Genomic DNA, 24,645 nt, shown 5'->3' with positions numbered 1-24,645 from the left:
CCGTTCAGGCCTTCCGCCGCAGGCCCACGGCGACCAGCACGGCCGCCGCGAGGACGATCGCCGCGTCGATCGCGAGGACCGTGCGCACCCCGTCGTACAGGCTCGGTCCCGTCGTCGCGAGGACGCCGAGCAGGGGGATGCCGACGGTGATGCCGACCTGCTGGGTCGTCGTGACCAGGCCGGTCGCCAGGCCCTGCTCCGCGTCCGGCACGCCGGAGGTGACGGTCACGCCGTACGAGATGATCGCGGCCAGGTGGAACATGCTCGCCACCGAGACGCCGACGGTCGCGTAGACCGCGCCGGACTCCGTGCCGAGGCCCAGTAGGGCGGCCACGAAGACGCCCTGACCGAGCAGCGAGACCGCCAGCGTGCGGCGGGCCCCGAACCGGCCGATGATCCTCGCGGCCGTCGATCCGGCCAGCACCGACAGGACGCCCTGCACCCCGAAGACCAGGCCGGTGCCGAAGGCCGACAGGCCCAGGGTCTCCTGCAGGTAAAGGGTCAGCACGAAGACCACGGTGGACATCATCGAGAAGGTCACGAGCCCGCCCAGGTTGCCGAAGGCGACCGTCCGGCGGCGCAGCATCGGCAGCGAGACCAGCGGCGTCTCGTGCCGGGACTCGACCGCCACGAAGGCAGCGAGCAGCAGCACCCCGCCCACCAGCGTGACCAGTACGTCCGTACCGCCGAAGCCGCGCTCGGCGGCCGTGGAGAGGGCGTAGATCACGGCGAGCAGCCCGCCGGTCACGGTCACCGCGCCCGGCACGTCGAGGCGCGGCCGCTCGGCGGTCCGCGACTCGCGCAGCACACCGGGGGCGAGCGGCAGCACGATCACGCTGAACAGGGCCAGCAGGGCCATCGTCGAGCGCCAGCCGAAGGTGTCGGTCATGACCCCGCCGAGGATCATGCCGACGGTGAAGCCGAGGGACAGGAGCGTGCCGGAGATTCCGAGCGCCCGGGCCCGCTGCGGGCCCTCGGGGAAGGTCGTGGTCAGCAGGGACATTCCGGTGGGCACGATCGCCGCCGCGCCCAGGCCCTGGAGGGCCCGCCCGGCGAGGAAGGAGGCCGGGTCCCAGGCGAAGGTCGCGAGCAGCGAGGCCGCGCCGAAGAGCGCCAGGCCCGCGAGGAACAGCTTCTTCCGCCCGAACAGGTCGCCGATCCGCCCGAAGAGCAGCAGGAACCCGCCGGACGGCAGCGCGAAGGCGGTCACCGCCCACTGGAGCGCGGACGGGCTCATACCGAGGTCGGCGCCGAGGACGGGCAGCGCCACGTTCAGGACGGAGAAGTCGAGCGCCACCATGAACTGGGCGGCGCACAGCACGAAGAGGACCAGCCGGGCGCGGCCGGTGAGGGCGGGCGGGGACTGCGGAGCGGAGGTACCGGTCGGGGAGTCGAGGGTCGTTGCCATGGACGACACCCTCGGCGCCGCGGAACAACCGTGGGGAGCGGGAACTTATCCTGTTGGTCGTACCACCAGGCATCCAGGGGGAGGAAGCGAGCCGTGGTCACAGCGGTCGAGAGCGGCGCCGCCAAGGCACACCGACTGGGCGAGCTGCGCGAGTTCCTGATGAGCCGCCGGGCCCGGGTCAGCCCCGCCGAGGCCGGCCTCCCGGACGGCGGCGCCCGCCGCCGCACGCCGGGCCTGCGCCGCGAGGAGGTCGCCGTCCTCGCGGGCGTCGGCGTCTCCTGGTACCAGTGGCTCGAGCAGGGCCGGGACATCACGGTCTCCGCCCAGGTCCTCGATTCGGTCGCCCGCGTGCTGCGGCTCAGCCCGGCCGAGCGACGCCATCTGTACGTCCTCGCCGCCCTCAACCCGCCCGCGCCCGAGGTCGATCCGGCGGCGCGGGACATGTGCGCGGGGCTGCGGCGGCTGATCGACGCGTGGATGCCGTTCCCGGCGCACATCATGGACGTGTACTGGAACGCGATCATGTACAACGAATCGGCGTCGGTGGTCCTCGGCATGCGGCCGGAGACCTCGCAGAACTGCCTGATCTCCTTCTTCACCGACTCGCTCTACCGCTCCCGCGCGGCCGACTGGGAGCGCCTCGCACCGCACGTCGTCGCCCAGTTCCGGGCCGCCTGCTCGGACTGCCCCGACGACGAGGGCTTCCGCGCGGTGGTGGAGGAGGCGAAGGCGGCGAGCGCGGAGTTCGCGGCGCTGTGGGAGCGGCGGGACATCTCCCCGGGCGGTCAGCTCCACAAGCGGATCGAGCACCCGGTCGTCGGCGAACTCCACCTGGAGGCCACGCAGCTGCGGGTACCGGCCCGCCCGGACCTGACGATCGTCATGCACACCCCGCTGCCGCTCGCCGACACCGAGGCGAAGCTGTCCTGGCTGGTCTCCCCGGAGGGCAGACGCGGCTCGATGTACCCGATCGCGGGCTGAGCACGGGGGGAGCCCGGCGCACAGGAACGTCACAGCCGCCGTATATCCTCCTGGCGTTCCGGCCGATCCCCCACTGGCGCCGGTCCCTCCGTTCCGCCCGCACCCATCAAAGGTTCCACCACCATGCGCACGCGCATCCGCCACGGCCTGGCCGCGGCCCTCACCGTCTCCGCCCTCTCCCTCGTAGCCGCATGCGGTGGTTCGGACAGCGCCAAGGACTCCGGCAAGGACAAGCCCGCCGACAAGCCGGCCGCCGAGCAGAGCACCTCGGCCGCACCGTCGTCCGCCCCGGCCGCCGCGCCGCTGACGGCCGCGCAGATGAAGGCCGCCGTCCTGGAGGTGAAGGACCTGCCGTCGGGCTGGAAGACCGCCAAGGCGGAGGAGGGCCCGACGCTCACCAAGGTCGACAAGCCCGAATGCCTGCCGATCGCGGGTCTGCTCTCGGAGAAGATCTCCGGCGCGACGCTCGGTGCCTCGGGCGACTTCGAGAATGGCGGAGCCACGACGCTCAACCAGGAGGTCCTGGCCTTCGAGGGCGCCGGTGCCACCGACTTCGTCACGAAGCTCGGCGCCGCCCTGGGGGCCTGCACCGGATTCGGTGCCACGGCGGAGGACATGAAGGTGCGTGCCACCGTCGCGAAGCTCACCGCTCCGCAGGGTGCCGAGGAGGCCCACGCCCTGCGGCTGAAGCTGAGCATCCCCGACTTCGGTTACGAGACGGAGGTGAACCTGCTGGTCGCCCGCCAGGGCACCGGCGTGATCCGGCTGGCGCACGACCCGGCCGCCGCCTCCGGCCACAAGGACTTCGACGCGCTCGCCAAGACCGCGACCGACAAGTTCGTCAAGGGCGCCAAGAGCTGACCCCGCGCCCCGACCTATCCTCGGTCCATGACACTTCAGCCCGACCACGGCGACCTCGGCGCCGAGGACCTCAAGATCATCACGCTGGCGCGCAGCGCCCGCGCTCGTAACGGTGTGCCGGAGGGCGCGGCGGTACGGGACGAGACCGGCCGCACCTACGTGGCCGGGACCGTGGCCCTGGAGTCGCTCAAGTTGAGCGCGCTCCAGACCGCCGTGGCGATGGCCGTGGCCAGCGGAGCCCAGTCGCTGGAGGCCGCGGCCGTCGTCTCGAACGCGGAGGCGGCATCGGACGAGGACCGCGCGGCCGTGCGCGACCTCGGCGGGCCCGAGACCCCGGTGCTGCTCGCCGGGCCGGACGGGCAGCTGCGCGCGGCGGTCACCGCGGGCTGAGGTTCACGAGGCGAAGCGGAGGGAGCCCGGCGGCGCGCCGGGCCCCCTTTGTGTGTTTGTGAAGAATCAACGAAACGTCTCTTGTCTTCCCCGGTCCGTTGCGCATCAATAGCAGCGACCGGTCCGACGGACCGTCAGATTCACGCCTTCACGCAGCGTCCGCACCCCTGCGTGCTTCATCGGGAAGGGGTACGACCATGAGAGGCAGCAGCAGCGGCAGGTTAGGCATCGGCGCGGTCCTCGCGGGCGCGCTCGCGGTCACCGGGCTCGCCTTCGCCCCGGCCGCCGGCGCAGTGACGCCGGGCTCGGCCACGGCCACGTACGACTGCGGGATCTGGGGCGGCGGGCTCGCCACCCTGGCGGCCACGCAGAGCGGCACCGCCGCGACGATCACCCTCACCTCGGCCGTCAAGACGCCGGTCGCGGTCGGGGCGGACACCATCAACGCCTCGCTGACGATGGCCAAGGGCGGCGGTGGCACCCGCGTGTTCACCGGCCAGAAGAATCCGGCCCTGGCCGCGAACCAGTCCGTCACCATCGGCCCGCTCAACGGGACCGTGGCCGCAGGCGACAGCCTCAACTCGTACTTCGCGGGCACCGCGCTCACGATGACTATCTTCGGCGTCACCGTGAACTGCGACGCGGTCACCTCGCAGTCGCCCGGCCCGTTCGTGTTCTAGCGCGCAACCGCTCCACCGTTCCCTCACCGGCGTCGCCACAGGCGGCGCCGGTACCTGTGCTGCCCGCGCAGGGCCGCCGCCATAACCGCTGTGACCAGGAGAAACGTCGATCTTGACAGTATCTGATGGGTCATCAGTCGGTGCATTTCGATTCCATTGACTTCTCCTGGCCCGCAGCCGTCAATGGCGCCCTCTCATCCCTCAGGAGGGGGCACACACATGGCACTTTCGCCCATCCGGACCCGGACCCGAAGACGGCGCTGGACCGCCGCCCTCGGCGCCACGGCCCTGGTGTTCGCCGCGGGCGGCGCACTGGCGGCTCCGGCCGGCGCGCTCGGGCCCACCTCGCAGGAGGTGGAATTCCCCACCCGCTGCGTCCCGCCGCCGATCGCCGGCATCCCGCCCATCGAGGGCGTCACGAAGGCCCAGATCACGGTCGACAACGCCGCGCCCAAGGTCGGCGACACCGTCACGGTGACGTACACGATCACCAAGCCGGCCGCCTCGAACCCCGTCGACCTGGCGCTGCCCGCCGACATCATGACCCCGACCGGCAAGGTCGCCCTCGGCGGCGCCCAGTCCGGCGCGGTCACCGTCACCGGGCCCAAGAAGAACCCGCCGGTCCCCGGCAAGGGCACGTTCCCGTCGTTCTCGATGACCGGCACCTTCACGGTCACCGCGCCGGGATCGATCACCCTCTCGCCCGGTGACTACAACATCCACACCAGCTACATCATGGAGCTGGACACCCCCTGCACGGTCCTCAACCCGCCCGCGCCCGTCTCCGAGACGGTCGTCGCCAGCGCGCAGCCGGGCGCCAACGAGCGGAGCGTCTCGCTCGGCGCGGCCTCCGGCGCACCCGGCGTCCGGGTCACCGTGACCGGTGCCAAGTTCACCCCGCTCGCCGAGGTCACCGTCGTCGGCCGGGCAGGCGGGGCGGAGACCGCCGACAAGATGACCGTCACGACGGACAGCGAGGGCGGATTCGTCGCCCGCCTGAAGGTCAACGACAAGGCGACCACCGGGATCGTGGCGTACGAGGGGGCGGCCTGGGACCCGGAGAAGGGCGCGGGACCGGCCGCGTACACCGTCGTCGACGACACCCCGCAGCCGCCGAACAGCCAGAGGCTGACGGCGGCGGTCACGGCGGGCCAGCTGTCGATGACCCAGGCCGGTGACGCGGTCCAGCTGTCGTCCGTCGACTTCGGTCAGGGCGGCGCGGCGACCGGCGACCTGAAGACGGTGACGGTCAAGGACTTCCGCGGCGGCCCCGCGGGCTGGTCCCTGACCGGCAAGGTCACCGACTTCACCGGCCCCGGCGGCTCCATCGGCGCCGGCGCGCTCAGCTGGACCCCGGCCTGCACCACCAAGGCCGGCAGCCCGAGCACCTGCGTACCCGGCTCGGCGGGCGCGGTCGGCAGTGGCGGGGCGACCCTCGCCTCGACCCCGAACGGCACGCTCACCGGCGGTGAGTTCACCGTCGACGCCAAGGTCTCCCTCGACGTCCCGGCGTTCACCGCGCCCGGTTCGTACGCGGGCGTCCTGACGCTGACGCTCAGCTGACCCACAGCACAGCTCTACAGCTCTACGGCTCCACAGCACGCACACGGCGGGCCGGGCGCGCACCCGGTCGGCCCGCTCCGAACCACGGGAGGTCTCCGCACCGTGCACAGCAAGCTGTACGTCCTCCTCCTCACGACGGCGCTCACGCTGATCGGCGCGGTGGCCGCCCCCGCCGCCCGGGCCGCGGAGAACGGCGAGTGGGCGGTCTACCCGACCGCGTCCCAGCTCGGCAGCCGCCCGTACTTCTACCTCTCCGCCGACCCCGGCACGACCGTGAAGGACCAGGTCACCGTCGCCAACAAGACCGGGGCCCCGCTGACCTTCCGGCTCTACGGAGCCGACGCCTACAACACCGAGCGGGACGGCGGCTTCGCCGTCCGCACCAGCCAGGAGAAGCAGACCGGCGTCGGAGCCTGGATCAGGCCCGAGCAGACCCGTGTCACCGTCCCGCCCCGCTCCGCGGTCACCGTGCCCTACACCCTGACCGTTCCCGAGGACGCCGAGCCCGGCGACCACCCCGGCGCGGTCGTCGCCCTCGACGAGCGGATCGAGGCGGGCACCGGCTCCGTCGCCGTCGGTGTCCAGCGGGCGGTCGGGGCCCGGGTCTACCTCCGGGTGAACGGCCCGACCGTCCCGGCGCTCGCCGTCGAGGACGTCACCCTCGACCAGGACCGGCCGCTCGTGCCCGGCACGGGCGCGTCCACCGCCGTCGTCTCGTACACCCTCCACAACCGCGGGAACGTGACCCTCAACCCCAGGGTGGCCCTGCGCGCCGAGGGAGTCTTCGGCCGCACCCTGCTCGCCCGCGACCTGGCGAAGATCCCCTCCGAGCTGCTGCCCCGACAGAAGATCCGGCTGAGCGAGCGATGGACGGGCGCGCCGCAGTTCGACTGGGGCGAGGTGACGCTCACGGCCACCGCCAAGGACGTACGGGAGTCCGGCCGGGCCTCCTTCCTCGCGCTGCCGTGGCTGGCCGCCGGGGTGGTGCTCGTCGGGGGCGGCGTGGCGCTGATCGCGCTGCGGGCACGGCGGGTCCGGACGGGCCGCGTGGGCTCCGCGGCGGACTGAGGAGGCGCCGAGGTACGTGAGGGGGCCGGGGATCGGGGAGAATGGCCCCCATGAGCGCTCGTAACCAAGAAACCGAAGCCGTCCACCGGGCCGGCTTCGCCTGCTTCGTCGGCCGCCCCAACGCGGGCAAGTCCACCCTCACGAACGCTCTGGTCGGCCAGAAGGTGGCGATCACCTCCAACCGGCCGCAGACCACCCGGCACACCGTCCGCGGCATCGTGCACCGCCCGGACGCGCAGCTGATCCTGGTGGACACGCCCGGCCTCCACAAGCCGCGCACGCTCCTCGGCGAGCGGCTGAACGACGTCGTGCGCACGACGTGGGCCGAGGTCGACGTGATCGGCTTCTGCCTGCCCGCCGACCAGAAGCTCGGCCCCGGCGACCGCTTCATCGCCAAGGAGCTGGCCGGGATCAAGAAGACCCCGAAGGTCGCGATCATCACCAAGACCGACCTGGTCGACTCCAAGACGCTCGCCGAGCAGCTCATCGCCGTGGACCAGCTCGGCAAGGAGCTGGGCTTCGAGTGGCGCGAGATCGTGCCGGTGTCGGCCAAGGAAGGGGCTGAGCAAAGCTCATCGGACAAGGGTGGTGGTGGGCGACGGGCGGGCAAGCAGGTCCAGCTGGTCGCCGACCTGCTGATCCCGCTCCTCCCGGAGTCCCCGCCGCTCTACCCGGAGGGCGACCTCACGGACGAGCCGGAGATGGTGATGGTCGCCGAGCTGATCCGCGAGGCCGCGCTGGAAGGCGTACGGGACGAGCTGCCGCACTCGATCGCGGTGGTCGTCGAGGAGATGATCCCCCGCGAGGACCGCCCGGCGGACAAGCCGCTCCTCGACATCCACGCGAACGTCTACATCGAGCGCCCCAGCCAGAAGGGGATCATCATCGGCCCGAAGGGCAGCCGCCTGAAGGAGGTCGGGATGAAGTCCCGCAAGCACATCGAGGCGCTGCTCGGGACCCCGGTCTTCCTCGACCTCCATGTGAAGGTCGCGAAGGACTGGCAGCGGGATCCCAGGCAGCTCAGGAAGCTCGGCTTCTAGGGCACTGAGGGGCCCGAGGGGGCCGAGGCCCCCGGAGCCGTCAGTTCCACAGGGCGGAGAAGCCCAGGCGGAACCGTTCCGTCGTCGCGTCGACGGTGGCACTGTTGCCCGCCGCCTCGGCCTCGGCCGGGGTCAGCGCCCGTGCGAAGAGCCGGACCTCGTCCAGCGCGCCCGCGAAGTGCTCAAGGCCGTCCGGCCGGGACCCGACACGGAGGACCGGCGGGTCGGCCGGGCTGATCGCACCGCTCGCGTCCGCGCCCGCGGGGGAGACGCCGGTCGCCGTGCCGTCCACGGAGAGCCGCAGCTGCTTGCCCTCGCGGGTGAGGACGGCGAGGTGCCAGAAGCCGTCGTTGTACGCGCCGGGCACCGTCACGTCGACGGCGTCGCGACCCGCGCCGGTGTCCACCAGACCGTGGATCCGCCCGTTGCCGGGCTCCGCCCGCAGCCAGAACTGCGGCGCGTCGGGCCCCTGACCGTAGGCCCACAGGATCGGGTGCGCGCCGGTCTTCGCGGAGTAGCGGAACCACGCGGTGAGGGTGAAGTCGGCCGCGCCGATCTGGAGGTCCGGCGAGCAGGACGTGGTCTGCAGCTGGTCGTCCACCCCGTCGAGCGCAAGTGCCTTGCCCGCGCCGCGCGCGGTCTGCACCGGCCCGCCCTGGACGGCGGGGGAGTCGCGGTGGTCGCCCGCGGCGTCGGTGGTCCGCTGCTCGCGCACCACGGTCTCCTGGGCCTTCAGCTGGCCGTCCGTGAAGGAGGAGAACCGGATGAAGCGGCCGTGCGGGTAGCTCAGGGCCGACTCGTAGACCATCCCGACCGTGCCGGGCGCCAGGAGGGTCAGGTCGGAGTAGCCGGCGAAACCGGGCGCGACGACCGTGCCGGTGCCGGACCAGGTCCGGCCCTCGTCGGTGGTGGAGCGGATCGTGAGGTCCTTCCGGTCCGCCACGGTGCTGCCCGTGCTGGAGGAGCCGGAGTAGAGGATGCGGTTGCCCGCGTCACCGGTGTCCGTGGCGTTCAGGCGGAGCAGCGAGCCGAAGACCGGCGGTGAGTCGAGATCCCCCACCGGCTCGAAGCCGCGGGTGAAGGAGTTGCCGCCGTCGGTCGACTCCGCGTCGAGCCGCCGCTCGTTGTAGCCGCAGGCGAGCCGGTCGCGCGCGTTGAAGAGCAGCGACCCGTCGGTCCGCTCGACGAGGGCGACCTCGCCCGGCTGCTGGGGGACGGCCGTGCTGCCCGCCGGGGCGACGGCGGGCGTGTCGGTGTACGCGCCCAGCGTCCAGTTCTGGCCGCCGTCGTCGCTGACGTACAGCTGCGCGCCGGCGCGCTGATTGTCCTTGTTCTTGTGGTCGCCGGTGACGACGAGCCGCCCCTTGTGCGCGCCACGGGTCAGCTGGATGCCGTGGCCGGGACCGACGGAGACCCAGCCCCACTCGGGCTTCATGTACGTGGGCAGCTGCCGGGGCTCGCTCCAGGAGGTGCCGCCGTCCTCGCTGTTGACGACGCGCACGGTGCGGTTGCCGCGGTCGTGCACCTTCGACGAGGCGTACACCAGGGAGACGCGTCCGGAGGCGGCGTCGACGACGGGCGACGGGTTCCCGTTGGCGAAGTCGTCGTTGGCGCCGACGACGACCTTGGCCGCCGGATCCCAGCTCTGGCCGTTGTTCGTCGACCGCTTCACGAGGAGGTCGATGTGCGTGTCGTCGGTGCAGTCGTCGACCCGGCCCTCGGCGAACGCGAGGAGGTCACCGGAGGCGGTCCTGACCACGGAGGGTATGCGGAAGCACGCGTAGCCGGCGTCGACGCCGATGTCGAACGGCGTGGAGACCTTGGGGTTGATGGCCGGCTCGGCCGCGGAGGCCGGTGAGGGAGCGAGTGCGCCGGCGGCGAGGAGGGTGAGCGCGAACGCGCTCAGCACACCGCGGCGGGCGCCCCTTGACAGAAGATGATCATTATGCACGGCTCGTATGTTTGCACGAATGTCGGGATGACGAGGGGGAGTTGATTCAGCGCGGAGCCACGAGAACTGGAGGTCAGCGCTCCGGGGAGCCCTACGCTCCCTCCTTCAGCACCCTCTCGATCAGCGCCCGCTGCGCCTCCGTCAGCCGCGGGTCGCAGCAGCGGACCGTCTCCCCGTCGACGGTGATCTCGTACGAGAACCCGTCCGGCCCGCCCCGGACGTCACCGTCCCCCTCCCGGACCACGGTCGCGGCCAGCGCGTCCCACTCCCCGGCGTCCGGCCGGCCGGAGGTCTCCACCTCGGCCGACCGCTCGATCCCCGCGAAACCACCGGTGCGCCGCACTCGAATCCGCATAGGGTCTGTCTACCAGCCCCGTTTCCACACCGGTCGGCTTCGGCTCGACCAGGAGGACCATGAGCAAGCAAATCGTCACCGTATGTCTGCCGCCGTGTGGCCCGGACGGGCTGCGCCCCGCGCTCGCTGCGGCCATGGCCCCGTTCGAGTACGACGCGCAGATCGGCAAGCCGGACGACGAGTGGCAGGGGGAGTGGGACTACTGGTACGTCGCCTCCGGTGGCAAGGAGTTCACGGTGCGGCCCGGCGGTGAGGACGATCCGCTGATCGTTCGGGACGGTCTGGACGAGGACCGGCCACCGCGTCCTCGCTCGCTGTGCGACGGCGGGCCCAAGGCCCTGTTGGACCTCGACACCGGGCGCTTCGCCGCAGCGCGGGAGGCGGCCGACGCATGGGACGCTTGGCAGGCCTTCGCCAGCACCTTCCCACCGAGCCTGCCGTACGCGCACTTCGCGCGGATGCCGGAGGCCCGGGCGGTCGAGGCCTTCGAGGCCCAGCCCGTGATCCGGGCCGTCCGGCTCGACCCCGGCCGCGAGGAGCGGTTCGGGTTCGACCCGGTGGCCTGGTTCGGTGAGGACCGCCCCGACTTCGCGGCGCGGGCAGCGGCGGACGTCCTGCCGACGTTCGCGCTTCTCACCGTCGACGGCCGGTGGGTCGAGGGCAGCTCGCATGCGCACCATGTGCGCTTCAACGCCTACCTCGACGGCCTCCCGGACGACACGGTCCTCGTCCGGGTGCTCTACCACTCGTAGGGTGCCGTGCGCGCTCAGTCCGTCGCCACGCCCACCGCCGACCACGCCTTCAGGACCGCCTGGATCTCCGCCCCGTCGCCGTAGCGGGCCTTCGCCGCCGCGACCGTGGCGGCCGCGAACTCCGTGAAGCGGGTCTCGGGGGTGAGCGCGCCGCCCGTCATCACGTCGTACCAGATCTGGCCGGCGCGCTCCCAGGCGCGGCCGCCCAGTTCCGTCGCCGCCAGGTAGAAGGCGTGGTTCGGGATGCCCGAGTTGATGTGGACGCCGCCGTTGTCCCGGCTGGTGCGGACGTAGTCGTCCATGTGGCCCGGCTGGGGGTCCTTGCCGAGGACGTCGTCGTCGTAGGCCGTGCCGGGGGCCTTCATGGAGCGCAGGGCCGTGCCCTGGACGTTCGGGTGGAAGAGGCCCTCGCCGATCAGCCAGTCGGCCTCGTCCGCGCTCTGGCCGAGGCCGTACTGCTTCACCAGGGAGCCGAAGACGTCGGAGACGGATTCGTTGAGCGCGCCGGACTGGCTGAAGTACTCCAGGTTCGCCGTGTACTGCGTGAAGCCGTGCGCCAGCTCGTGGCCGATCACGTCCACCGGGAGCGTGAAGTCGAGGAAGATCTCGTCGTCACCGTCGCCGAACACCATCTGCTCGCCGTTCCAGAACGCGTTGCCGTAGTTCCGGTCGTAGTGGACGGTCGCGTGGAGCGGCAGCCCCGCGCCGTCGATCGAGTCCCGGTCGAAGGCCTTCAGAAAGAGGTCGAAGGTGGCACCGAGCCCCGCGTACGCGCGGTTGACGGTGGCGTCCCCCGTCGCCTCCTGGCCCTCCTCGCGGACCGTGACACCGGGCAGCTCCGTGGCGCCCTGGGCGTCGAAGATCGTCCGCTTGGGGCGGGTGGGCCCGGCGCTCGGCGCGACCGCCGTCGGCGCCGCCGGGAGGGCCAGGGCGCGGTTCGTGCGGTTCGCCGCGTCGGCGACGAGGGTGCGCCGGGCGACGGCCGCGACGGCCGGGTTCGAGGACGCGGCCAGGTGCTCCAGAAGGTGGGGCGGCACGATCGTGCAGAAGACAGAAGTCATCCCAGCAATGTGGCACTGGGTCACGCCAGTGTCACTAGCGGCGACCATGATCCGCGAAATGGAGTGATACGTCACCTTTTCGTATTGACGGTCCGGCCGTCCCGCATACTGAAACAGGAGGTCCGCGCTCCACGGACCTGGGCTAGGCTGCGGCACATCATGCGTTTCGGGCTGCTTCTCCTTAGCTGCCGCGGCGAGGGCCTGTAGTCGTAGGCCGACCCCCTCCCCGCGGGACCTGGTGTTGCGTTCGACAGTCGGCCGTCCCTCTTCTGGACCCCGAGGAGCCCTACGCGATGTCCCAGCCTGTCGGCCGCCCCACGCCCATCACCAACGCCACCCAGACGCAGAAGCCGTCCGGGATGCCGATCCACAAGTACGGCCGCTACGAAGCCGTCCACATCCCCGATCGCACCTGGCCCGAGCAGCGCGTCACCAAGGCCCCCCGCTGGCTGTCGACCGACCTGCGCGACGGCAACCAGGCCCTGATCGACCCGATGAGCCCCGCCCGCAAGCGCGAGATGTTCGACCTGCTGGTGCGCATGGGCTACAAGGAGATCGAGGTCGGCTTCCCGTCCTCCGGTGAGACCGACTTCAACTTCGTGCGCTCCATCATCGAAGAGGGCGCGATCCCGGACGACGTCACCATCTCCGTACTGACCCAGGCCCGCGAGGACCTGATCGAGCGGACCGTGGAGTCCCTGGTCGGCGCCAAGCGCGCCACCGTCCACCTGTACAACGCCACCGCGCCCACCTTCCGCCGGGTCGTCTTCCGCGGCTCGAAGGAGGACATCAAGCAGATCGCCGTCGACGGCACGCGGCTGGTCATGGAGTACGCGGACAAGCTGCTGGGCGACGAGACCGTCTTCGGCTACCAGTACAGCCCCGAGATCTTCACCGACACCGAGCTGGACTTCGCCCTGGAGGTCTGCGAGGCGGTCTGTGACGTCTGGCAGCCCGAGGAGGGCCGCGAGATCATCCTCAACCTGCCCGCCACCGTGGAGCGTTCGACGCCCTCCACGCACGCGGACCGGTTCGAGTGGATGTCCCGCAACCTGACCCGCCGGGAGTACGTCTGCCTGTCCGTCCACCCGCACAACGACCGCGGCACGGCCGTGGCGGCGGCCGAGCTGGCCATCATGGCCGGCGCCGACCGCATCGAGGGCTGCCTGTTCGGGCAGGGCGAGCGGACCGGCAACGTCGACCTGGTGACGCTGGGCATGAACCTGTTCTCGCAGGGCGTGGACCCGCAGATCGACTTCTCGCAGATCGACGAGATCCGTCGCACCAGCGAGTACTGCAACCAGATGGAGGTCCACCCGCGCCACCCCTACGCGGGCGACCTGGTCTACACCGCCTTCTCCGGCTCCCACCAGGACGCCATCAAGAAGGGCTTCGACGCCATGGAGGCCGACGCGGCCGCCCAGGGCAAGACCGTGGACGAGATCGAGTGGGCGGTCCCGTACCTGCCCATCGACCCCAAGGACGTCGGCCGCTCCTACGAGGCGGTCATCCGGGTCAACTCGCAGTCCGGCAAGGGCGGTATCGCGTACGTCCTGAAGAACGACCACAAGCTGGACCTGCCGCGCCGGATGCAGATCGAGTTCTCGAAGATCATCCAGCAGAAGACGGACACCGAGGGCGGCGAGGTCACCCCGGCCGCGATCTGGTCGGTCTTCCAGGACGAGTACCTGCCGAACCCGGACAACGCCTGGGGCCGCATCCAGCTGCGCTCCGGCCAGTCCACCTCGGACACCGACGGCACCGACACCCTGACCGTCGAGGCGGTCGTGGACGGCGTCGACACCGTCCTGAGCGGCTCCGGCAACGGTCCGATCTCGGCGTTCATCGACGCCCTGGCGGCGGCCGGCGTGGACGCCCGGGTCCTGGACTACCAGGAGCACACGATGAGCGAGGGCGCCTCCGCGCAGGCCGCCTCGTACATCGAGTGCGCCATCGACGGCCAGGTCCTGTGGGGAATCGGCATCGACGCCAACACCACGCGCGCCTCGCTGAAGGCCGTCGTCTCGGCGGTCAACCGCTCCGCGCGCTGACCGAGCGTTCCGGCCGCGCCGAAAGCTCGACCGTGATCCACGTCACTCCTTCAGGTTGACTTAAGGAAGATCGGTCGGCGCTGCCTGAATTACCCGTATGTGCGGGCAGTTGACGCCACATCAGGGAGTGCCGGAAGGTTCGGCTCGTCCACTCGGACGCCCCCCTTCCGCACTCCCTGACCTGGAGTTCCGTCATGCGTACGCCCGCTGCCGCGGCCGCCGTCCTCGCGGTCACCGGCACCGCCCTCCTCTGCGCCCCGGCCGCCTCCGCCGCCCCGACGGCCGCCCTGTCGTGCGCGCCCCTCGGTGTCGCCGGCGGTTACGCCGAGTTCGTCGAGAAGGACTCCACGCGCTTCTCCGACTCCGAGGGCGCGGTCGCGGTCGGCGGGGACGCGCGCTTCGGTGACAGCGCCTCGGGCCAGGGCTTCTCGGTCGGGTCCCGGCTCTCCGACGCCGACCTCGCGAAGCTCCCGGGCGGCCACAGCCTCGTCGTGGGCGGCACCCTCCACGCCAACCAGGTCGTCGTGTCCCGGGGCGGCGCCGTCTACGGGCGGCTCGCCGACCGCTCGACGGGCAACTTCGCCGTCGACGGGCGGCACGCGCCCGGCGCCTCCCCGGTCGACTTCGGCAAGGAGTTCGCCGCCCTGCGGAGCCTCTCGGCCGGCTGGGCCGCCATCGCGCCGAACGGCACCGTCGCCGTGCCCCAGGGCTCCCACGGGCTGCTCCTGACCGGGGCGGACAAGGAGCTCAACGTCTTCGCGGTCGCCGCGGGCGACCTCCAGAAGGCCGCCGAGATCTCGATCAGGGTCCCGACCGGCGCCACGACCCTCGTCAACGTGATCGGCGGCTCGTACGACATGGGCGCCACCCCCACGTACGGCGTGAACCTCTGGGACGAGACCGCGGGCCGCTTCGTCCAGGACGACTACGCGGCCGGCAGCGCGGCCTTCCAGCGGGTCCGCTCCGAGCTGCTGTGGAACTTCCCGCAGGCCGAGAGCGTGAAGAAGAACTACACCTCCTGGCCCGGCACGATCCTCGCGCCGAACGCCACGGTGGAGCTGGGCGGCAAGGGCGTCGGCCCCGGCCACGTCAACGGCTCGGTCGTCGCCGAGGAGCTGCTCTCCGTCCCCGGCGCCGAGACGCACCAGATGACGTTCACCGGCTGCCTGCCCAAGGGCGCCGAGCCGGGCGAGCCCGTCACGCCCGAGAAGCCGCAGCCGACGCCGACCGTCGTCCCCGAGCAGCCCAAGCCAGAGGAGCCGAGGTCCGAGGAGCCCGGCGGCACGGAGTCCGGGGAGCCGTCCCCGTCGCCTTCGACACCTGCCGAGAGCGCCGCCCCCGCGCCCGCACCGACCACCCCTGAGGGTGATCTCGCCAGTACCGGATCCGCGTTCGGACCGGGTGTCGTGGGGGTGGCGGTCGCCGCCGTGGCCCTGGGCGGTGGATTCGTCGCGTACTCGGTGCGCGGGCGGCGCAGGCGGGTCTCCTGACGGTGTCGCGTCTCGGCCAAGTCGGTGGCGATCTGCTGACGGGGTGCTGACGCCACATCAAGGATGTGGCTAACATCACTCCCCACGTCGGCAAAGTCGCCGGTTCGTCAAGGGAGGTGCGGCGTGCTGTCTGCCCGAGAGTCACGTGGACGAAAAGTAATTCTCTGCGGCATTCGTACCTCCTGGAACACCATCGGAGACGGCGAGTTCTTCTGCGAGGAGTGCGGGGGCGACCGCAACTACCGCCGCAGGACCGGACGCCGGCGGTTCGCCGTCCTCGGCGTGCCGCTGCTGCCCCGGGGCCACGCCGGGCCGGTGATCGAATGCGCGGGCTGTCACACGCACTTCGGCACCGACGCGCTCGACCACCCCACCACGAGCCGCTTCGCCGCGATGCTGCGCGACGCCGTGCACACGGTCGCCCTCGCCGTCCTCGCGGCGGGCGGCACCGACTCCCGTACGGCCGTCGACACCGCCGTCGCGGCGGTCCGCTCCGCCGGGTACGACGAGTGCACCGGCGTCCAGCTCACCGACCTGGTCGAGGCGCTCGCCGCCGACACCGGCCGGTTCCTGCCGGACGCCGACTGCGGCGGCGCGGCCCTCGCCATCGAGCTGCACGAGGCCCTGGAGCCGCTCGCCCCGCACCTGGCCGTCTCCGGGCGCGAGTCGATCCTGCTCCAGGGCGCGCGGATCGCCCTTGCGGACGGGGCGTACACCCCGTCGGAGCGGGACGTCCTGAACACCGTCGGCAACGCGCTCGCGCTCTGCGCGGACGACACGGCACGTCTCCTCGCGACGGCCCGGACGCTGCTCTGAGGCCCGCTCACGGCTCGATGTTGTGGTTGAGGCGGAAGAGGTTGCCGGGGTCGTAGCGGCGCTTGACCGTCCGCAGCCGGTCGTAGTTCTGCCGGTAGTTGGCCCGTACGCGGTCCTGGTCGTCGGTGTCCATGAAGTTGACGTACCCGGCCTCCTGCGTGTGCGGCCGCAGGGCCTCGTCGTAGGCGCGGGTCCAGGCGATGTTCGCCTCGTTGTCGGCGGGGTCGGTGTGGGTCGTGCCGAACGCGGCGGAGAAGTGCGCGTCCCGGTAGGCGAAGGCGCTCTCCTCGGGGCCGACGCGGTGGCAGGCGCCGTCGATCGGGAAGATCGCGGTGTCGCTCTCCATCGAGGGCAGGGTCGCGCCGTAGCGGACGTGGACGTCGATGGCGCCGTCGGAGAGATCGCGGCTGAAGTTCCCCTTCCAGTAGTGGTAGAGCCCGGGCGGCAGGTCCTCGTCGAAGAGGGTGTTGACCATCGGGTACGGCATCCGCTCCACGAAGCGGCCGACGACGGGACCCAGCTCGTCGAGGAGCGCGAGCACCTTCGCGTCCTCGCCGGGCGGGCCGCTGAAGCAGGTCACGAGGCCGCAGACCGGGCGGCCGTGCCAGCGCTCCGGCAGGAACGGCATGTCGGGGCCGAGCACCATGACGAAGATCGTGTTCAGTTCCTCGGGTGAGCCGGCGACGAGATCACGCCAGTTCCGGGCCACGTCCGCGTCGAGCGGATAGAAGACCACGCCGCCCAGGACGTCGTCGACCGGGTGCAGCCGGTAGACGAACGAGGTGACGACGCCGAAGTTGCCTCCGCCGCCGCGCAGCGCCCAGAACAGGTCGGGGTGCCGTTCGGCGTCGCAGGTGACGAGGGTGCCGTCGGCGGTCACGACATCGGCCTCGACGAGGTTGTCGCAGCTCAGGCCGTAGCGGCGGGCGAGATTGCCCATCCCGCCGCCGAGGGTGAGCCCGGCGATGCCGGTGGTGGAGACGACCCCGCCGGTGGTGGCCAGGCCGAAGGCGTGCGTGGCGTGGTTGAAGTCGCCCCAAGTGCAGCCGCCCTCGGCGCGGGCGGTACGGGCCGCGGGGTCGACGCGCACCGCGCGCATCGGGGACAGGTCGACGACGAGCCCGTCGTCGACGGTCCCGTACCCGGCGACCGCGTGCGCGCCGCCCCGGACCGCGAGCGGCAGCCCGTGGTCCCGGGCGAAGAGGACGCCGGCGATCACGTCGCCCGCGTCGGCGGCCCGGACGACGACGGCGGGCCGCCGGTCGTGCATGGCGTTGTAGACCGCGCGTGCCTCGTCGTAGTCGGGGTCGCCGGGGACGACGACCTCGCCTCGGACGGCACCGCGCAGGGTGTCCAGCGAGTTCGTGGTGAGGGGGTCGGTGGTGTCCATGCACCCGTTGTAGGCCGGGGGAGCGGCGGCGGGCATCGCCCGAACCACCCACATCACGGGGCGGGCGGGGCATGGGCGAAACGGCCCACGCCGGGGCGGCCACCGAACCACCCGTACGCCGTATCCGCCGTGACCGGGCTCTCGGGCCGAGGTTCTCGGAGCGCAGGCCTTACACGACCTCGGTCTCTGGGAAGTTCCATGCCCCGCTTCAGCGTCATCGTGCCCGCGTATCGCGTCCAGGCGTACCTCCGGGACAGCCTGGACTCCGTCCTGAGCCAGTCCTTCACCGACTTCGAACTGATCGCCGTCGACGACCGGTCACCGGATGCCTGCGGCGAGATCATCGACCTGTACGCGGCGCGCGATCCGCGCGTCACCGCCGTCCACCTGCCCCACAACGTGGGCCTCGGCCGGGCCCGCAACGCCGGGCTCGTGTACCGGCTGCCGACCACCCACACGCCCCGGATGTGCGGGGCGAGTTCCCGGGCCGCGGCGTGGATCGCCGCCGGATTGCAGGCCGGACCCCGGCTCCAGTACGCGTTGTACAGGGCGAGGTGCGGATCCAGCGGTTGCCGAGCCCGCGCGAAGCGGTAGGCGGTACGGATCACGGGGCCACGCACGAGTCTGCGGAGAGGGAGAAGCACACCGGCTTTCTAGGCGAACGCGACATCCGGCACAACGAGCCCGTCGGCGATCCGGAGCGCGCGGGGGTGGCGGCCCTAGGCAGGAGTGGGGGTCGGGGCCGGGGGCGGGAGGAGGTCGTGGGCGAAGGCGTAGGTTGACGCGGCGGTGCGGGAGGTCACGTCCAGCTTGGCGAAGATGTTGTTCAGGTGGCGGGCGACCGTGTGCTCGCTGATCACCAGGGCCTGGGCTATCTCCCGGTTCGTGCCGCCCTCCGCGACCAGCCGCAGCACCTCCGCCTCGCGGGCCGTCAGGCCGCCGGGCAGCGCCTGGCGCCGGCGCCGGGTCAGCAGGGCCGACGCGCGACGGGCGTCGGGCACCGCACCCAGCCGCTCGAACGCCGTCCGGGCCGCCTCCAGCTCCAGGCGGGCCGCCTCCTCGTCCCCGGCGGCCCGGTCCGCGGCGGCCAGCAGCATCCGTACCTGCGCCGCCTCGTACGGCACCCGCAGCTCCAGCCAGCCCGCGAGGGCGCTGCGCAGCGGAATCAGGGCCGGTCCGTGGCCGGCGAGCGCGACGGCGCCGCGCGCGGTGTCGGCCATGGCGGTCAGGAGCGGCGAGCCCCCGGCCCCGGCGAGCCCCTCCAGCTCCACGACCGCCGCCTCTGCGCCCGCCACGTCCCCGACGGCCAGGGCGACCTCCGTCATGGCGGCCAGCAGCCTGGCCCGGCCCAGGAGCCCGTGCTGCGGGCCGCAGGCGAGGGCGAGCCGCAGACCGGCCACGGCCGCGTCGGCCTTGCCCTGCGCGAGCCGCAGCAGCGCGAGGCCGGGCTGCGGGACCCTGCCCAGCTCATGGGCGTGCGCGTACGCGCGGGCGGCGGCGTCCAGTCGCCCCTGGCGGCGCCGGATCTCCCCGGCCTCGTAGGACGCCTCGGCGGCCACGTCCAGGCTGTCCACCATCACCTCGCCGCACACCCGCCCGGCCTCGTCCTCGGCGAGCGTCCACGCCCCGAGAAGGTCCAGCACCTCGACGTGGTGGATCCGGCACAGGCCCCGGAAGGGGTTGTCCGTGAAGGAGCCGGCGCCGGGGGCGGGGGTGGGTTCAGGGGTGCGTCCGGGCGCGGGGTCCGGTGCTCCCGCGCTCCCCGGCTCCGGCGGCCGGACGTGCTGGGACCACGGCACCTCGCACCAGGTCATCGCCGCGTCCGTCCACTCCACCGCGCGGGCGAGGTCGGCCGCCTCCATGCACTGGCTGAGCGCCAGGCAGAAGAGGATGCCGGTGTACATGCCGGTCAGCTCGCCCGCCAGGACCGCGACCATCGCGTCGTCGAGGAGGGCCATGCCCTCCTCCCTGCGTCCCTCGGCCAGCAGCACCGAGGCCTCGGTCGTCCGGCTCAGGGCCAGCAGCCCCGGGTCGCCCGACGCGGCGGCGAGCCGCGTCATCCGGCGCGCGGCGGCCAGGGCCGCGGCCGGGTCCCCGCGCTCCTGGGCCTCCGCCGCGTCCGTCCAGGCGAGGAAGCACTGCTCGGGGCAGTCCGGCTCGTGCTCCAGGTGGTGCCGCGACCGGTGCAGCCAGCCTGCGGCGGCCGCCGGGCGGCCGAGGCTCTGGTACTCGAAGTGCAGCCACCAGGCCACGGCCCCCGCGCCCCGGTGGTCGCCCGCCGCCCCGTACGCCGCGTGCGCCCGCAGCCGCGCCGCGACCGACTCGTCCACGTGGCCCGTCCACCAGGCGGCGTCGGCGAGCAGGTCCAGGTCTTCGGGGGCAAGGGCCGCGGAGGGGTGCCGGTCGGACTCGCGCAGCAGGACGTACGCCTCGGCCCACGCGTCCCGGGCCGCCGCGTCCCGCGCCCGCTCGACGGCGGGAGCCTCTTCGACGGGGACGGCCATCGCCGCTCACTTCCCTTCCGGCCGTGCCGGTCCTTCCAGAATATGAGCGCCCGGCGCGTACGGCCTCCGCTTACTCCCGGCTTACTCCCGGGGGAGTAGGCGGGCCTCGGCACCGCCCCCGGCAGTAGCCCTCAACTCGGCCGTCAGCGCGACGAATCCAGGTCGGGGCGACGGGAATCTGGGATCGACCGGACGACATATCCGACCGACTCGTCCGACCGACCGGAGGGAGCCCCCGTCATGGAGGGCCGTAAGAGAATCGTGGGCTGGGGCGTACTGGCCCTGTGGGTGATCGTGCTCGCCCTCGCCGCACCCCTCGCCGGAAAGCTCGGCGACGTACAACGCGACCGCGCCGTCGACTATCTGCCCGCGAGCGCCGACTCGACCCAGGTCGCCAAGATCACCGAGCAGCTGCCCGGGGGCGACTCCACCGACCTCGTGCTCGTCTACCACCGCGACGGCGGACTGACCGCCGCCGACAAGGCCACCGCCGCCCGGGAGGTGGCGCGGGTCGCGGCCGAGCACCCGCTCACCTCGCCCCCGGTCCCCGTCCCCTCCAAGGACGGCACCACCCTGCTGTACGCCGTGTCCAGTACCGAGCCCGGTACGGACGAAAAGGCCAGGGACGCCTTCGTCCTCGACATCCGCGAGACGGTGAGCGGCGAGGTCGGCGGTCCCGGCGCGCTCGCCACCGACGCGGGCGAGGTCTACAACTCCCTCGACGGCCCGCTCCTCTACACGACCGTCGCCGTCGTCGCGATCCTCCTGATCGTCATCTACCGCAGCCCCTTCCTCTGGCTCGTCCCGCTGGTCGTCGCGGGCGTCGCCGACTACCTCTCGATGGCCGTCACGTACGCCCTCCACCAGGGCTTCGACATCAGCGTCTCCGGCCAGAGCACCGGCGTCATGACGATCCTCGTCTTCGGCGCCGGCACCGACTACGCCCTCCTCCTCGTCTCCCGCTACCGCGAGGAACTGCGCCGCACCGAGCGGCCGTACGACGCCATGGTCACGGCCCTGCGCGGCTGCGGGCCCGCCGTCCTCGCCTCGTCCGGCACCGTCGCGCTCGGGATGCTCTGCCTGCTCGCCGCGGACATGAACAGCAGCCGGGGCATGGGGCCCACGGCCGCCGTCGGGGTGCTGTGCGCGCTCGTCGCGATGATGACGCTGCTCCCCGCGCTGCTCGTCGTGCTCGGCCGGCGGGTGTTCTGGCCGCTGATCCCGGCGTACGGAAGCGAGCCGAAGGCCGCGCGCCGCTCCCTCTTCGCCGTGATGGGCTCCTCGGCGGGCCGCCGTCCGCTCGCCGTGCTCGTCACGGGCGCCGCGGCGCTCGCGGCGCTGGCGCTCGGTGCGCTGAACCTGCCGGGCTCCCTCAAGCAGGAGGACTCCTTCACCTCCACTCCGGAGGCGGTCGCCGCGATGAAGACGCTCGCCGCCGCGTACCCGGAGATGGGCACCCAGCCGATCACCGTCGTCGCCCCGACCGCCGCGGTGCCCGGGGCGCTGCGGACCGCCCTCGCGACCGACGGGGTCGCGAAGGCCGAGCGGGGCCGCAGCGGCGGCGGTTGGACGGAGATCTCCGTCGTGGCCTCCGTGCCGCCGCAGTCGGCGGCCGAGACCGCGACCATCAGGGAGCTGCGGACCGCGCTCGGCGACGGCGTGTACGTCGGCGGGCCCAGCGCCGAACAGCTCGACATGACCGACACCAACGCCGGCGACCGGAACATCGTCGTCCCGCTCGTCATCGTCGTCGTCCTCCTCGTCCTGATCGTGCTGCTGCGCAGCCTCGTCGCACCGCTGATCCTGGTCGCCGCCGTCGTCGCGGTCTGGGGCGCGGCCCTCGGGATCGGCGGGCTCGTCTTCGAGTCGCTCTTCGGCTTCGAGGGGACCGACCCCGGCCTGGCGCTGCTCTCGTTCGTCTTCCTCGTCGCCCTCGGCGTGGACTACGGCATCTTCCTGATGCACCGGATGCGCGAGGAGTGCCTGAACGGCGCGGAGCCGGGCGCCGCGGCCCTGACGGCGCTGCGGACGACCGGCGGGGTGATCGCCTCGGCGGGGCTCGTCCTCGCCGCCACCTTCGGCGTCCTCGTCAACATGCCCATGGTGCAACTGGCGGAGCTGGGCTTCGTGATCGCGGTCGGCGTCCTGCTCGACACCTTCCTGGTCCGTACGTACCTGGTCACGAGCGCGAGCGTGCTGCTCGGCCGGAAGGTGTGGTGGCCGGGACCGCTGGCCAAGGCGGGTGCGTCGACGGGTGGTTCGTCGGCGGACGGTTCGTCGACGGGTGGTTCGTCGGCGGGTGGCTCGTCCGAGGACGGTCCGTCAACGGGCGATTCGGGGTCCGAGCGGATTCCCGTACGGGTGTGATCGGGGGCGGGTGGGGGGCTTCCCGGACTGTCAGGAGCCCCGCCCGCAGGGAGGATGAACGTCATGGACTTCGCAGCGGCCTTGACCCGTGATCCGCAGGCGGCGCCGTACCCGGTGAGGTGCGACGCGGCGGCCGCCGCTGTCTTCGCCGTCCTCTCGGCGGCCATCGCGCTCACCGTCGACGACGGCCGCCGGCCGGACCTGCTCGGCTGGGCGCTGCTGCTCGCCGCGCACGTTCCGCTGGCGTGGCGTCGCAAGGCGCCGATGCCGGTGCTGCTCGCCGTGGTGGCCTGCGTCGCCCCCTACCACGCGCTGGACTACATGCACTTGGCGCCGATACCCGCCTCGATGACCGCGCTGTACACGGTCGCGGCCACCGGCCGTCCGCAGCGGACCCTGCTCGTGGGTCTTTCGGTCACGTCCATCACGCTGACCATGCAGATCTTCGTCAACCCGCACGAGATGGTGGAGTTGCTGAGGGTCTCCGGCTGGGTGATCGCGATGCTGGTCTTCGGCGCGAGCATCCGGCTCTACCGGCAGCTGGTGGCGAGCGTGGTCGAGCGGGCGGAGCGCGAGGGCGAGCGGAAGGTCGCCGAGGAGCGGCTGCGCATCGCCCGGGACCTGCACGACCTCCTGGCGCACTCGATCACCCTGATCGGCGTGCAGACGTCGGTCGCCGCCCATGTCCTGGTCGCCGACCCGGACCGGCTGGACCGGGAGGCGCTCGCCCGGGCGCTCGACGGGATAGCCGAGACGTGCCGGGAGGCCCGATCGGAGGTGCGCACGACGCTGGACGTGCTGCGGGCGGCCCCGGAGGGCCCCTTGCCGGATCTCGCCTCGTTGCCCGATCTCGTACGGTCCTCCGGCGCGGAACTGACGCTCAGGACGGGTGGGGTGAAGGTCCCGGCGGCGGTGGGGTCGGCCGCGTACCGGATCGTGCAGGAGTCCCTGACCAACGCCGTCCGCCACGGGGGTGCGGGCGGCGGTGGGGTGCGGGTCGATGTCTCGCTGGTGGACGAGGTGTTGACGGTACGGGTGGTCAACGGCGTTGCGGCTTCGGCCGGTTCGGGTGGCTCGAGCGGTTCGGGTGGTCCGGGTGGCTCGGGCGGGACAGGCGGTGGCTCGGGGTACGGGATTCTCGGAATGAGGGAGAGAGCGCGGAGCGTGGGAGGGACACTGAGCGCGGGCCCGCGGACCGGCGGGGGGTTCGAGGTCACGGCGGCGCTGCCGCTCGTGGCGAGGGAGAGGGTGACGGCGTGATCCGGGTGCTGCTCGCGGACGACCAGACGCTGGTCCGGGCGTCGTTCGCCATGCTCGTCGACTCGGCGCCCGACATGGAGGTCGTGGGCCAGGCGGCCAACGGCAGGGAGGCGGTGGAGCTGGCCCGTTCGGCGCGGGCGGACCTGGTGGTCATGGACGTCCGGATGCCCGAGCTGGACGGGATCGGGGCGACCCGCTTGATCGCCGCCGACGAGGACCTGGCCGGAGTGAAGGTGCTGGTCCTCACCACGTACGACACGGACGAGCACATCGTGGAGGCGTTGCGGGCGGGCGCCTCGGGCTTCGTGGTCAAGGACATCCGCCCGGCCGAGCTCCTCGCGGCGATCCGCACGGTGGCGGCGGGGGAGTCCCTGCTCTCCCCGGGCCCGACGGCGTTGCTGATAGCCAGGGTCCTCGCGACGCCGGAGGCGCCGGCGACGGGAGGACCGGAGGGGCTGTCGGATCGCGAACGCCAGGTGCTCGCGCTGGTGGCCAGGGGGCTGAACAACGCGGAGATCGCGGAGACGCTGGGGCTCTCGCCGCTCACGGCGAAGACGCATGTCAGCCGGATCATGGGCAAGCTCTGTGCGCGGGATCGGGCGCAACTGGTCATCGCCGCGTACGAGTCGGGCCTGGTGGCGCCGAGTCGCTGACGCG

The 24,645-nt window shown here is 72.4% G+C and carries 20 protein-coding genes and 2 pseudogenes; 15 read left to right on the top strand and 7 right to left on the bottom strand.

Features of this window, described 5'->3' with window-relative positions; translation table 11 throughout:
* Window positions 1-4: 4 nt before the first annotated feature.
* Entirely contained in the window at window positions 5-1,408 is a 1,404-nt protein-coding gene (locus ACF09C_RS31760) for an MFS transporter (RefSeq protein ID WP_392096521.1), read from the bottom strand.
* A gap of 93 nt (window positions 1,409-1,501) precedes the next feature.
* Here ACF09C_RS31760 and ACF09C_RS31755 point away from each other — a divergent pair, with 93 nt between their 5' ends.
* From ACF09C_RS31755 to ACF09C_RS31725, 7 genes are all read left to right on the top strand, one after another.
* A complete protein-coding gene (locus ACF09C_RS31755) occupies window positions 1,502-2,389 on the top strand; it encodes a helix-turn-helix transcriptional regulator (RefSeq protein ID WP_392096520.1) in 888 nt (295 codons plus the stop codon).
* A 123-nt stretch (window positions 2,390-2,512) separates the two neighbouring features.
* A complete protein-coding gene (locus tag ACF09C_RS31750) occupies window positions 2,513-3,250 on the top strand; it encodes a hypothetical protein (protein WP_392096518.1) in 738 nt (245 codons plus the stop codon).
* A 27-nt stretch (window positions 3,251-3,277) separates the two neighbouring features.
* Window positions 3,278-3,640, top strand: coding sequence for a cytidine deaminase (locus ACF09C_RS31745; RefSeq protein ID WP_362410959.1), 363 nt, complete (start codon window positions 3,278-3,280; stop codon window positions 3,638-3,640).
* 197 nt (window positions 3,641-3,837) lie between these two features.
* Complete coding sequence (locus tag ACF09C_RS31740; RefSeq protein WP_392096517.1) at window positions 3,838-4,320, top strand: hypothetical protein; 483 nt, start codon at window positions 3,838-3,840, stop codon at window positions 4,318-4,320.
* Between the two features lie 219 nt (window positions 4,321-4,539).
* The gene (locus ACF09C_RS31735; protein ID WP_392096515.1) at window positions 4,540-5,883 is read left to right on the top strand and encodes a beta-xylosidase; all 1,344 of its coding nucleotides are present in this window, start codon (window positions 4,540-4,542) and stop codon (window positions 5,881-5,883) included.
* A gap of 102 nt (window positions 5,884-5,985) precedes the next feature.
* Window positions 5,986-6,951, top strand: a complete 966-nt coding sequence (locus ACF09C_RS31730; protein WP_392096513.1) for a WxL protein peptidoglycan domain-containing protein — start codon at window positions 5,986-5,988, stop codon at window positions 6,949-6,951.
* A 41-nt stretch (window positions 6,952-6,992) separates the two neighbouring features.
* Window positions 6,993-7,991 carry a GTPase Era gene (locus tag ACF09C_RS31725; protein ID WP_392096512.1) on the top strand — a complete coding sequence of 333 codons (999 nt, stop codon included), beginning with the start codon at window positions 6,993-6,995 and terminating at the stop codon, window positions 7,989-7,991.
* 40 nt (window positions 7,992-8,031) lie between these two features.
* Here ACF09C_RS31725 and ACF09C_RS31720 read toward each other — a convergent pair whose 3' ends face one another.
* Window positions 8,032-9,900, bottom strand: coding sequence for an exo-alpha-sialidase (locus ACF09C_RS31720; protein WP_392096510.1), 1,869 nt, complete (start codon window positions 9,898-9,900; stop codon window positions 8,032-8,034).
* A gap of 133 nt (window positions 9,901-10,033) precedes the next feature.
* Window positions 10,034-10,297: a protealysin inhibitor emfourin gene (locus ACF09C_RS31715; protein ID WP_392096508.1), complete on the bottom strand. Its 264-nt coding sequence runs from the start codon at window positions 10,295-10,297 to the stop codon at window positions 10,034-10,036.
* A gap of 59 nt (window positions 10,298-10,356) precedes the next feature.
* Between ACF09C_RS31715 and ACF09C_RS31710 the strand changes: the two genes are divergently transcribed.
* Entirely contained in the window at window positions 10,357-11,049 is a 693-nt protein-coding gene (locus tag ACF09C_RS31710) for a hypothetical protein (protein WP_392096507.1), read from the top strand.
* Between the two features lie 14 nt (window positions 11,050-11,063).
* Here ACF09C_RS31710 and ACF09C_RS31705 read toward each other — a convergent pair whose 3' ends face one another.
* Entirely contained in the window at window positions 11,064-12,110 is a 1,047-nt protein-coding gene (locus ACF09C_RS31705; RefSeq protein WP_392096505.1) for a M4 family metallopeptidase, read from the bottom strand.
* A 293-nt stretch (window positions 12,111-12,403) separates the two neighbouring features.
* On the opposite strand from ACF09C_RS31705, the gene leuA reads away from it, so the two are divergent.
* The 3 genes from leuA (at window position 12,404) to ACF09C_RS31690 (ending at window position 16,467) form a co-directional block, all read left to right on the top strand.
* Window positions 12,404-14,161, top strand: coding sequence for a 2-isopropylmalate synthase (gene leuA, locus ACF09C_RS31700; protein ID WP_392096503.1), 1,758 nt, complete (start codon window positions 12,404-12,406; stop codon window positions 14,159-14,161).
* Window positions 14,162-14,355: 194 nt separating this feature from the next.
* The gene (locus ACF09C_RS31695; RefSeq protein ID WP_392096501.1) at window positions 14,356-15,651 is read left to right on the top strand and encodes a choice-of-anchor A family protein; all 1,296 of its coding nucleotides are present in this window, start codon (window positions 14,356-14,358) and stop codon (window positions 15,649-15,651) included.
* Between the two features lie 123 nt (window positions 15,652-15,774).
* Window positions 15,775-16,467 carry a TerB family tellurite resistance protein gene (locus ACF09C_RS31690; RefSeq protein ID WP_392096499.1) on the top strand — a complete coding sequence of 231 codons (693 nt, stop codon included), beginning with the start codon at window positions 15,775-15,777 and terminating at the stop codon, window positions 16,465-16,467.
* 7 nt (window positions 16,468-16,474) lie between these two features.
* On the opposite strand, the gene ACF09C_RS31685 is transcribed toward ACF09C_RS31690, so the two are convergent.
* Window positions 16,475-17,857 (bottom strand): FAD-binding oxidoreductase, encoded by a 1,383-nt coding sequence (locus ACF09C_RS31685; RefSeq protein ID WP_392096497.1) that lies wholly within the window; start codon window positions 17,855-17,857, stop codon window positions 16,475-16,477.
* A gap of 198 nt (window positions 17,858-18,055) precedes the next feature.
* On the opposite strand from ACF09C_RS31685, the pseudogene ACF09C_RS31680 reads away from it, so the two are divergent.
* Window positions 18,056-18,289 (top strand): annotated as a pseudogene (locus tag ACF09C_RS31680) (glycosyltransferase family 2 protein); the annotation flags it as partial.
* On the opposite strand, the pseudogene ACF09C_RS31675 reads toward ACF09C_RS31680, so the two are convergent.
* Window positions 18,265-18,465, bottom strand: a pseudogene (locus ACF09C_RS31675) (CDP-glycerol glycerophosphotransferase family protein); the annotation flags it as partial. The pseudogenes ACF09C_RS31680 and ACF09C_RS31675 sit on opposite strands and share 25 nt — an antisense overlap.
* 111 nt (window positions 18,466-18,576) lie before the next feature.
* Window positions 18,577-20,361 (bottom strand): LuxR C-terminal-related transcriptional regulator, encoded by a 1,785-nt coding sequence (locus ACF09C_RS31670; RefSeq protein ID WP_392096496.1) that lies wholly within the window; start codon window positions 20,359-20,361, stop codon window positions 18,577-18,579.
* Between the two features lie 240 nt (window positions 20,362-20,601).
* On the opposite strand from ACF09C_RS31670, the gene ACF09C_RS31665 reads away from it, so the two are divergent.
* The 3 genes from ACF09C_RS31665 to ACF09C_RS31655 all read left to right on the top strand — a co-directional run bounded on the left by ACF09C_RS31665 (window position 20,602) and on the right by ACF09C_RS31655 (window position 24,641).
* A complete protein-coding gene (locus ACF09C_RS31665) occupies window positions 20,602-22,728 on the top strand; it encodes an MMPL family transporter (RefSeq protein ID WP_392096494.1) in 2,127 nt (708 codons plus the stop codon).
* Window positions 22,729-22,791: 63 nt separating this feature from the next.
* Complete coding sequence (locus ACF09C_RS31660; protein ID WP_392096492.1) at window positions 22,792-23,988, top strand: sensor histidine kinase; 1,197 nt, start codon at window positions 22,792-22,794, stop codon at window positions 23,986-23,988.
* Window positions 23,985-24,641, top strand: a complete 657-nt coding sequence (locus ACF09C_RS31655; RefSeq protein WP_392096491.1) for a response regulator — start codon at window positions 23,985-23,987, stop codon at window positions 24,639-24,641. Before ACF09C_RS31660 ends, ACF09C_RS31655 begins: the two co-directional genes overlap by 4 nt.
* Window positions 24,642-24,645: the final 4 nt, after the last annotated feature.

The sequence above is a fragment of the Streptomyces sp. NPDC014870 genome, assembly GCF_043081505.1.
Classification (GTDB): domain Bacteria; phylum Actinomycetota; class Actinomycetes; order Streptomycetales; family Streptomycetaceae; genus Streptomyces.
This window is presented reverse-complemented; position numbering and strand designations above follow the sequence as displayed.